Raw genomic sequence first — 1,133 nt, 5'->3', positions numbered from 1 at the left:
AGCGAAGCGCAACTGCGAGAGGGTGACCGATCGGGGGGAGGGAGCGTTGCTGGAAGCGGCGCTGACGAGAGAGAACCTGAAGCAGGCATTCAAACGGGTCCGGTTCAACAAGGGAGCCGCTGGCGTGGACGGTCTGGACATTGACCAGACGGCGCGTCATCTGGTGACGGCGTGGCCTGCGATCCGTGAACAACTGTTGAAGGGGACGTACCGGCCCAGTCCGGTACGACGGGTGACGATTCCGAAACCGGATGGAGGCGAGCGCGAGCTTGGCATCCCGACGGTGACGGACCGGCTGATCCAGCGGGCACTGCTGCAAGTGCTGCAGCCGGTTCTGGACCCCACCTTCAGCGAGCATAGCTACGGCTTCCGGCCCGGGCGGCGTGCACACGCTGCGGTACTTGCCGCGCAGTCGTACGTGCAGTCCGGGCGGCGAATCGTGGTGGACGTTGATCTGGAGAAGTTCTTTGACCGGGTCAACCACGACATCCTGATCGACCGTCTGCAGAAACGAATCGATGATGCTGGAGTAATCAGGCTGATCCGGGCGTATCTGAACAGCGGCATCATGGACGACGGGGTGGTCCAGCAGCGGGATCAGGGCACGCCGCAGGGCGGGCCGCTATCCCCGTTGCTGGCTAATGTACTGCTCGATGAAGTGGACAAGGAACTGGAGCGGCGGGGGCACTGCTTCGCACGCTATGCCGACGATGCGAATGTGTATGTTCGCAGCCGTCGCGCGGGCGAGCGGGTGATGGCACTGTTGCGACGCCTGTATGGTCGACTGCGCCTGAAGGTCAACGAGACCAAAAGCGCAGTGGCGAGTGTGTTTGGTCGCAAGTTCCTGGGCACAGCTTGTGGGTAGCTCCGGGCGGCGTGGTCAAACGCAAGGTGGCGGGCAAACCGCTGCTGGCGTTCAGACACCGCATTCGTGAACTGACCCGTCGCTCTGGCGGGCGCAGCATGAAGGAAGTGGTGGAACGATTACGGCCTTATGTGCAGGGCTGGTACTTCGACCGACTCGGCGTGCCCCGACTCTCATAACCTCAACTTCCTGAACCGCCCGGTGCGGACCCGCACGCCGGGTGGTATGGCAGGGGCGCAGTCATATATGACTGCCCCCTATGCCGATT

At 62.9% G+C, this 1,133-nt stretch carries 1 pseudogene; it reads left to right on the top strand.

The window, feature by feature from the left end:
- Positions 1-1,038 (top strand): annotated as a pseudogene (ltrA, locus tag J3489_RS37230) (group II intron reverse transcriptase/maturase); the annotation flags it as partial.
- Positions 1,039-1,133: the final 95 nt, after the last annotated feature.

The organism is Trinickia mobilis, assembly GCF_017315705.1.
GTDB classification, from domain to species: domain Bacteria; phylum Pseudomonadota; class Gammaproteobacteria; order Burkholderiales; family Burkholderiaceae; genus Trinickia_A; species Trinickia_A mobilis.
This window is presented reverse-complemented; position numbering and strand designations above follow the sequence as displayed.